This window comes from Psychrobacter sp. ENNN9_III (genome assembly GCF_001462175.1).
Lineage (GTDB): Bacteria > Pseudomonadota > Gammaproteobacteria > Pseudomonadales > Moraxellaceae > Psychrobacter.
In genome coordinates, this window is the sequence record NZ_LNUO01000018.1 from 1 (window position 1) to 8653 (window position 8653).

The window sequence follows — 8653 nt, forward strand, 5'->3', positions numbered from 1 at the left end:
GTTATGAGTATACAAGTGGACTGGCAAGCATTTACGCCCATATCCTTAGTAGGTGGTTTGATGCTAGGAGTGGCGACTGTCATCTTGCTGCTGGGTATTGGGCGTATTGCTGGCATTAGTGGCATCTTTTCAAGTTTGCTCAAACCCAGGCGCGTGGAGATGTGGCAAGTTCTATTTATTGCTGGTCTAATCATCTCGCCTTTACTCTATAGTGCGTTCAGACCTTTGCCTGACATAGAAGTCAGCACCTCTTTACCGCTGCTGATTGCAGCAGGGTTGCTAGTCGGCTTTGGTACGCGCTTAGGTTCAGGTTGCACAAGTGGTCATGGCATCTGCGGCAATGCGCGTATGTCACCGCGCTCTATAGCAGCGACAGTGACCTTTATGCTCTTTGGTATCGTGACCGTCTATATCGGTCGTCATGTACTAGGGTTACTATAAATGCAAAATGGCTTAGATAGCGTATTGCATAGACGGCGTTCGATACTTTTAATAAAAGATGATAGCGAGATATAATAATGCTAAAAAACATAATTGGATTACTGGCTGGATTATTATTCGGGTTTGGGCTGCTGATATCAGGTATGACCGATCCTGTTAAAGTACAAGGCTTTTTGGACGTTTTTGGTGCTTGGGATATTTCTCTAGCCCTAGTGATGGGCGGCGGCCTAGCAGTTGCCATCGTTGGCGTACAGTTAGCCAGACGGCAAAAGAGCAGCTGGATTGGCACCGCAATTGATATGCCAAACAAAACAGTCATCACAAAAAAATTGTTAATCGGAGCGATGCTATTTGGTATCGGCTGGGGGTTGGTGGGTATTTGCCCGGGGCCAGGTATTGTACTGCTTGGCACTGGACAATGGCAAGCCTATGTATTTATCCCAGCGATGATAATAGGTATGCTTGCCTTTCAGTGGCTTGAACCAAAGCTGAATTAGCATAGGTTTGGTTGATAGAATTGGTTAATAGCTGTACTTCTTATAGAGTCAATGTAGCGTTAACAACAAAAGGTCAGTCTAATTGAATTAGGCTGACCTTTTTTATGACTTCAATTCAATAGTCAGCAACTAAGAGTGCTACTGACTATTAAGTTATTGGTTACGTTGCACTTGGAGTTACTTTTGGCGTCTCATGTGCAAGTGAAATGGCCGCTTGACGCAGCTCAAACTTTTGCACTTTACCGGTGCTGGTTTTTGGAATTTCGGCAAAAATAATGTATTTAGGGACTTTAAAACCGGCTAAATGTTGCTTGCAGTGCTCCATCACCGTATCGCGCTGCAAGGTGCTGTCTTCATGAATCTCGATAAAGGCGACTGGTACTTCGCCCCATTTATCATGCGGGGCAGCGACTACGGCACAGCTTTGAATCGAAGGCAATTTATATAGGACGTTTTCGACTTCAATACTAGAGATATTCTCACCACCTGAGATAATGATATCTTTGAGTCTATCCATAATTTTGATATAACCGTCAGGATACTTAACGCCCAAATCACCTGTACGGAACCAGCCATCAGCAAAGGCTTCTTCGGTCGCTTTTCGACTTTTCAGATAGCCTTTCATCACCATGTTACCGCGTAGTGCCAACTCACCCATCTCTTCACCATCGGCGGCAACTGGTTCAGTGGTACCTTGTTTAAACAGCTCAAACCCAGTCATCAAATGCGAGGTTACACCTTGACGCGACTTCTTTTGCGCGCGTGCCGCGACATCAAGATCATCCCATGCAGCTTGCTCAGCACAGACGGTAACTGGTCCATACACTTCAGTTAGACCGTACACATGGGAGATATGAAAGCCCATCGCCTCCATAGACGCTAGCATGGTCTCAGATGGAGGCGCACCAGCGACCCAACCTTTAACTTCGTGATTAATCGCTTCTTTATACTCAGGCTTACCGCCGGCAATCATGTTATGTACGATAGGCGCTGAACAATAATGCGTCACTTTATGCTTAGCAATGAGCTGCAAAATTAAGTCGGCATCGATTTTACGTAAGCAGACATTGACACCTGCACGCTCAGCGATGGTCCACGGAAAACACCAGCCGTTACAGTGAAACAGGGGCAGCGTCCATAAGTACATGGGGTGTTTGGGCATATCCCAGTCTAGAATGTTGGAGACAGCATTAAGCGTGGCACCGCGATGATGATAGACCACGCCCTTAGGCTTGCCCGTCGTACCTGATGTATAATTGAGCGCAATCGCTTCCCATTCATCAGCAGGCTTTTCCCAATTAGCTAGACTGTCTGAGCTGGCAACCAATTCTTCATAGCTCATTTTTCCAAAACGCTCTACATCGACTGCAGCGTCTGTTGCATGAATGACGATCAAGTTTGGAAAAGTTTCATCGATAATCTCAGCATGCTCAGCGAACTCACTGTCCAAGATTAAGACTTTGGCTTCTGAATGCTGTAAACAAAAGGTCAAGGCATTGATATCAAGACGCGTATTCAACGTACACAATACGCCACCTGACATCGGCACACCAAACGCGCACTCAACCATCGCTGGCGTGTTCGGCATCATAACCGCGACTGTGTCATTCTTATCGATACCAAGCTTACGCAAACCATCTGCCAGCTGGCGGCAACGATCGTAAGTTTGCTGCCACGTTTGGGTGAGGCTATTGTGCTCTAGATCGTCATAAATGATGGCAGTCTTGTCAGGATAAACCTGTGCACTACGGATAATAAAGTCAATTGGAGTAAGTGGTTGATAATTGGCTTCGTTTTTGCCAAGACCTGTGTGAAAGTCGGTCATAAGGATAGTCCTTTATCTTTAACGTATTGTAGTTTTGTCGTTCTCATACTAGATTTTATCTGCTAATAGCTATCTTCATCAACAGGTAGCCCATTTATTATAGATAGCTATCATCAATAAGTGAGTTTGTTTTGTAGCCTCAATTTACTAAGTGACATATACGGAAGTTAAATACAGAAAATATAGTGTTCACTCACCAGTCGTTTGTCTGCGTAGCTGATAATAATAGCGGTGTGTTACGATAGAATGCATATTGAATCATCAAATACTTACCATTCTTAAGCACAATATACCTCATCTACAACGATATGGACACAGGAGAGTCAAACGCAGGCGATGTCACCGTATAATATATGATGTTGCCCATGTATTCATATCATAGTGAACAAACTATAACAGCTATAAACTATTAATTCATAAGGATAATGATATGAGCGCCAACCATGATACTGCAAGCCCAGAAAACTCAAACACCAAAACTTCTGATCGTATTGCCAGCACTGACATGACTTTGGATGCTAGCCATGCAGCTGAGCATTATCCGCATCTATTTGAGCCGTTAGATTTGGGCTTTACCACTCTCAAAAACCGTGTGGTTATGGGCTCTATGCATACAGGGCTTGAAGATCGCTTTTATAACTACGGTAAACTGGCGGCGTATTTTGCAGAACGGGCCAAAGGCGGTGTGGCAATGATGATCACCGGCGGTATCTCGCCCAATCGTGAAGGTTGGCTGTTGCCTGCTGGCGGCACCATGAATACGAGAGCTGATGTCATCAACCATCAGCGAGTCACTCGAGCGGCGCATAAATATGACAGCAAAATCATCATGCAAATCTTGCACAGTGGTCGCTACGGTTATCATCCATTTATCGTGTCATCAAGTCCTATTAAGTCACCAATCACTCCGTTTAAACCGCGCAAAATGAGCATTAAAAACATCGAGCAGACGGTGAAAGACTATGCACGCTGCGCAAAACTTGCCAAGCAAGCGGGCTATGATGGTGTCGAAATCATGGGCTCTGAAGGTTATTTGCTCAATCAGTTTTTATCGCGTCATGTCAATAAACGTACCGACGAATACGGCGGCGATATCCAAAATCGTATGAAGTTCGCGGTCGATGTGGTCAAAGCGGTACGCGAAGCGACAGGTGAAGATTTTATTATCCTATTCCGCTTGTCAGTGATTGACTTAGTCAAAGACGGTAACGTCATGGATGAAGTCATCACCGTCGCTAAAGCGCTAGAAGAAGCGGGCGTAACTATCATGAATACTGGTATCGGCTGGCATGAAGCGCGCGTTCCAACGATCGTGACAAGCGTACCACGTGCTGCCTTTGTTGACTTTACCGCTGAAATTAAAAAGCATATTAATATCCCGATGATGGCAGCCAACCGTATCAACATGCCAGATACTGCCGAAGCCATCGTCGCTAGCGGTCAGGCCGACTTGATTCAGATGGCACGTCCATTCCTCGCCGATGCCAACTGGGTCAATAAAGCCAAAAATGGCGAAGCTGAGCGTATCAACACTTGTATCGCCTGTAACCAGGCTTGTCTCGATCATACCTTTGAGAACAAACGCTCAACTTGTCTGGTCAATCCGCAAGCGTGTCATGAGACAGAGTTGGTCTATAAAAAAAACCAAAAAAACCGCAAAAAGTCGCGGTCATTGGCGGCGGTGTCGCTGGTATGTCAGCGGCTCACGTCGCGGCATTGCGTGGGCATGACGTGACATTATTTGAAGCCAAAGATATCTTGGGCGGTCAGTTTAACTATGCCAAAGTCATCCCTGGTAAAGAAGAATTCTTTGAGACCATCCGCTACTATATCAATGAGCTTGAACATCTAGGCGTTGAGATTAAACTCAATACCAAAGTTGATAAAGACATGCTTGAGAAAGCCAAGTTCCACCATGTCATCGTTGCCACAGGCGTGGTGCCAAGAAGCTTAGAAGGCAAGCTCGAAGGCGCGGACTTACCACAAGTGATGAGCTATGCAGAATTGTTATCGGGTGAGAAATCAGTCGGTGATACGGTCGCAGTCATTGGCGCTGGCGGTATTGGCTTTGATGTCAGTGAATACCTAACGGCCAATCATGGTCAGCCACTCGATGAGCTAGATCCTGAAACGCTGAAAGATCCAAGCTATCGTCCAAAGGCGCAGTCGGTTGATGAGTGGCGTGAAGAGTGGGGCGTTACGAATAACCCTGATTATCAAACTGAAGGTGGCTTGATTAAGCCTGAAGGCATCACGCCTATTCGCCAAGTGTACCTCATGCAGCGCACTAAAGGCCGCTTGGGTCGCAGCCTCAATAAAACCACAGGTTGGGTACACCGCGCTCATGTCAAATCGCATGGCGTCATCCAAGTATCAGGAGCACAGTACGAAAAAATCACTAATGAAGGTATTTGGATCACCAATAACCAAGGCCAAAGTCAATTGCTACGTGTCGATAGCGTGGTGGTCTGTGCCGGTCAAGAGTCGGTCGTAGAGCTGATGCCAAATGTCGGTGATGCGCCAGACGCGCAGTATCATTTGATTGGCGGTGCAAAGCTCGCCGCTGAACTAGACGCCAAACGTGCGATTCGTGATGGCGCTGAGGTTGCAGCGAGTATTTAAAAGTTTAATTTTTGAATTAAAGTTTTAAATTGAAAGGACGGTAGGGGAGCGATTTCCTGCCGTTTTTTACTTCGTAAACCGTCACTCTTTTTAATTCTATAGGGGTTCTTCGATATCACCTAATGTGAGTCCAGTTTCTTGTGTGCTATAAATAACGATACCTTCATCGTCGATTTTACCATTCATGACCAATCTACCAATGCGATTACTGGCTTGTTGATTGCCTTGATCGGCGGCCTTTTGATACCATTCAAAAGCTTTGTCATAGTCTTGCGGGACGCCATAGCCATTCTCGTAGAGACCACCGATGTTAAGTTGTGCCATATCCGAATCTTGAACGGCAGCTTTTTTGTACCAATCCAACGCTATGGCATAACTTTGCGGCACACCTCTACCAAAATAGTACATCGTACCAATATTTCCTTGAGCGTCTACAGAAGCATTAGTAGAACCCATGTTATTAGCTGATAACAAATACCACTTCATAGCCTTTTCATAGTTTTGATCAATACCCTTTCCACTTTCGTACATGATAGCTAGGTCTGTTTGAGCGTGAGAATATCCTTGTATAGCAGCTCGCTGAACCCACTCAAATGCTTTGCGATAATCTTGATCTACACCAATACCTTCGTGATACATAATGCCTATATGATGTTGAGCAGGCGCATAGCCTTGATCAGCGGCTTTTTGGAACAGTTCAAAAGCTTTGTCATCATCTTCAGGGACTGAGTCACCCTCAAAATAGGCTTGTCCAAGTTTGTATATTTCAGTAGGGGTGCTTTGATTAGATAATACAGATATGCTTGATGATTCGGCTGAGCAAGCAAAAGCTATCAAACCACTGGATAGCATTGTGGCTATTAGTAAAGACTGAATTAAAGGCGTGATGTTTTTTTGATACATTGAAATCTTATTCGAAATTATATATTTAATAGGGTGATTTGTACTCATTTACTTATAGGTTTCACCTTTTGGTACCAGTGTGTAAACTAGTTACCCTGTTCGAGTGAAGGCTTATGATAATACATAGGGTTGATGCATCCCCATTTACGAGTTGGCGTTACGAGAGTCTTTTCGTTTGAATAAACTTCAATTTTAAAACTGCAATAAGGTTGATGGTTTACGTATTGAGGTTCGCTAGAAAAAGTTGTACCTTTTAAACTATAATACTCTTCTTTTTCAGGACTATTTTCTTCGTAAAAAAAAATCAATTCCTATATATAAATGATTTTTTAACCAGTTCCTCATGAGTACTTTAAACTCTCTAGAACCATTGTTTTCAATGGTATATCTATCTGCATAACTCTCCATTTCTGCAATAGTAGGATCACCCTCTAAGCCTACATATTGAAAATTCATAGTACTTATAGGTTTATTCGTACTATTAATCACCATGAATGACTTATTAGAAACTAAGTATAAGCAGGCAGCAGATAATAAAATAAGTACAATAATTAATTTATTGAGAATATACATAACTGCCTATTTACCGAACTTTATTTTTGTTGTAGGGATTGTAGCACCAGTGTATTTGCTTAGAATATTTAAAGTTACCTTCAACAGGTAATTTATCTAACGCATCTAAAACATGCTTAAAATTTAGATCGTCTGTATGCTTACCGAACTTCTTATACAAATTTATTCCTATCATCATAGTATTGTAGTCATCTATTGTATCGGCCCCTTCAGTGCTAGGATTTGTTTTTTGCTGATCATTTGAACCGTCTATCAGTTCTTTTTCTGTAAAGCCTGCGACCATACCAAGTAAAGCCTGCGACCATACCAACGTAACCATAATGGATGTTTGACCAAACATCGTAAAAATAATCGTAACCTTTGTATTTATGAAAATATTTCGTAGACTCTTTTCCACCTTGCTCTTCAGCTCTAAGTCTTCTACGAGTTGTAGTTTTTTTTAAAACTGGATGTTCAGCTATTTTTGGCTTATGATCCCAATCCATAGTTGGACCTACTTTTAAGGTCCATAGGACTAACGCATCAGAATATAACATAGCTGGGTTAGCTCCTCCAATGGCGTCAAACCATTGAAGGTTTTTCGATCTTTCTAACAGATGTTTAATTGAACTTACAGTTCTACTCTTAGAGTTTTTCTTAATCTCATCAACGATATATTTTGCAACCTCAATTGCTCCGTCTACCGTATGTGGGCATTTTTGTTTAATCTGCTGTTCTTTTTTAGTATTAGGAGTAGTACTATTTTTTGAGCTTGTAGTGTCCCATTTATATTCAGATATTTCTCGTTTGTGCCTATATGACCATTGTGGGTACTTGTTTTTTCTAACAACTTTGCCATTAGATCGGTTTTCAATTTGGAACCAAGCGCTGCCATTTTTCGCAGCAGGGAAAGAGGTTTTTTTGATGTTATTGGTGTATTTAAACAGTACTATTTCTTCTGAATCAATAGCGACTAACCCATTTTTATTGGCACTTGGATTTGCTGTAAATTTTGTCAATGCATGCTTTATAGTTCTTGGTGAGACATAAGAACCATCTTCGTTTTGATAACCGAACTTTGTATACGTCATCTTATAAAAGAAGTTGTTTATGTTGATCGGCGGTTTCACTAACAAGCGCAATTTAACGATAATATCTTTAGAGTTAGTCATTAATTACTTCCTCATCTAACACATGGATGAAATACTCTTTCTCTTGTCCATCTTTTAGCACAGGAGTTTGACCATCTTTATTCAAATTACCCGTTTGGAATATTTCACCATCTGCGTCGTAAATGACATAAGCTTTGCCTGATAAAGCGTTCTCCGTTTTATCCTGCATGACAAACTGTAGATTATAATCATCCATTGATTCATTAAAGTATTCTTTAGCTTCACGTCTTACTTCCTCTGCCTGCTCAACCCCAAACACCTCAAAGTCCGACTCCGCAAATGACTGCTGAATCGCAATCAGTTTCGCGCCGCAGCTGGTGATATCACCACTGCGTGCAATAGGCGCACCATCGACAATAAAGGTGGGATCACCTGTCAGAATAGTAGTGACCTTTTTGCATTTTTTACAGATGACTTTGTCGCCTTTACGCGAGACTGGGATACCGTTATGAGTGGTATGCGGTGAGCCGGAGATGACCGTCCCACCGTGAGAGGTCTTTGCGCCGACGGTTATATAGGCTGCCATAGTGCTACCTTGCTTAAATGCCCGAAGTTTAGATTTTAAAAAATCTATTATTTGCATGACATTATAGATGGCTATAACGCTAAATATCAAACTTAAGTTGTTTAAAGGTATAAAT

7 protein-coding genes and 1 pseudogene are annotated in these 8653 nt (G+C 42.6%); 3 read left to right on the forward strand and 5 right to left on the reverse strand.

All coding sequences use genetic code 11. The features are described 5' to 3' along the window. Positions 1 to 3: 3 nt before the first annotated feature. Entirely contained in the window at positions 4 to 441 is a 438-nt protein-coding gene (locus PENNN9_RS01090; protein WP_058367933.1) for a YeeE/YedE family protein, read from the forward strand. 77 nt (positions 442 to 518) lie between these two features. Next, positions 519 to 938 carry a DUF6691 family protein gene (locus PENNN9_RS01095; protein ID WP_058367927.1) on the forward strand — a complete coding sequence of 140 codons (420 nt, stop codon included), beginning with the start codon at positions 519 to 521 and terminating at the stop codon, positions 936 to 938. Between the two features lie 160 nt (positions 939 to 1098). Here PENNN9_RS01095 and PENNN9_RS01100 read toward each other — a convergent pair whose 3' ends face one another. Next, a complete protein-coding gene (locus PENNN9_RS01100) occupies positions 1099 to 2763 on the reverse strand; it encodes an AMP-binding protein (protein WP_058367928.1) in 1665 nt (554 codons plus the stop codon). Between the two features lie 505 nt (positions 2764 to 3268). On the opposite strand from PENNN9_RS01100, the pseudogene PENNN9_RS01105 reads away from it, so the two are divergent. Continuing rightward, positions 3269 to 5385 (forward strand): annotated as a pseudogene (locus PENNN9_RS01105) (FAD-dependent oxidoreductase). A 96-nt stretch (positions 5386 to 5481) separates the two neighbouring features. On the opposite strand, the gene PENNN9_RS01110 reads toward PENNN9_RS01105, so the two are convergent. From PENNN9_RS01110 to PENNN9_RS12465, 4 genes are all read right to left on the reverse strand, one after another. Further along, positions 5482 to 6288, reverse strand: a complete 807-nt coding sequence (locus PENNN9_RS01110) for a tetratricopeptide repeat protein (protein ID WP_058367929.1) — start codon at positions 6286 to 6288, stop codon at positions 5482 to 5484. A 583-nt stretch (positions 6289 to 6871) separates the two neighbouring features. Continuing rightward, positions 6872 to 7144 carry a polymorphic toxin type 44 domain-containing protein gene (locus PENNN9_RS12765; RefSeq protein WP_058367931.1) on the reverse strand — a complete coding sequence of 91 codons (273 nt, stop codon included), beginning with the start codon at positions 7142 to 7144 and terminating at the stop codon, positions 6872 to 6874. Next, positions 7098 to 8012 carry a polymorphic toxin type 44 domain-containing protein gene (locus PENNN9_RS13515; protein ID WP_058367932.1) on the reverse strand — a complete coding sequence of 305 codons (915 nt, stop codon included), beginning with the start codon at positions 8010 to 8012 and terminating at the stop codon, positions 7098 to 7100. Before PENNN9_RS13515 ends, PENNN9_RS12765 begins: the two co-directional genes overlap by 47 nt. After that, positions 8005 to 8538 (reverse strand): PAAR domain-containing protein, encoded by a 534-nt coding sequence (locus tag PENNN9_RS12465; RefSeq protein ID WP_075103378.1) that lies wholly within the window; start codon positions 8536 to 8538, stop codon positions 8005 to 8007. Before PENNN9_RS12465 ends, PENNN9_RS13515 begins: the two co-directional genes overlap by 8 nt. Positions 8539 to 8653 lie beyond the last annotated feature (115 nt).

Bases quoted from the DNA above. Each gene is read 5' to 3' on its own strand.
- PENNN9_RS12765 (WP_058367931.1), bottom strand. From the start codon at position 7,144: ATGGTCGCAGGCTTTACAGAAAAAGAACTGATAGACGGTTCAAATGAT.
- PENNN9_RS12465 (WP_075103378.1), bottom strand. From the start codon at position 8,538: ATGGCAGCCTATATAACCGTCGGCGCAAAGACCTCTCACGGTGGGACG.
- PENNN9_RS01090 (WP_058367933.1), top strand. From the start codon at position 4: ATGAGTATACAAGTGGACTGGCAAGCATTTACGCCCATATCCTTAGTA.
- PENNN9_RS01100 (WP_058367928.1), bottom strand. From the start codon at position 2,763: ATGACCGACTTTCACACAGGTCTTGGCAAAAACGAAGCCAATTATCAA.
- PENNN9_RS13515 (WP_058367932.1), bottom strand. From the start codon at position 8,012: ATGACTAACTCTAAAGATATTATCGTTAAATTGCGCTTGTTAGTGAAA.
- PENNN9_RS01110 (WP_058367929.1), bottom strand. From the start codon at position 6,288: ATGTATCAAAAAAACATCACGCCTTTAATTCAGTCTTTACTAATAGCC.
- PENNN9_RS01095 (WP_058367927.1), top strand. From the start codon at position 519: ATGCTAAAAAACATAATTGGATTACTGGCTGGATTATTATTCGGGTTT.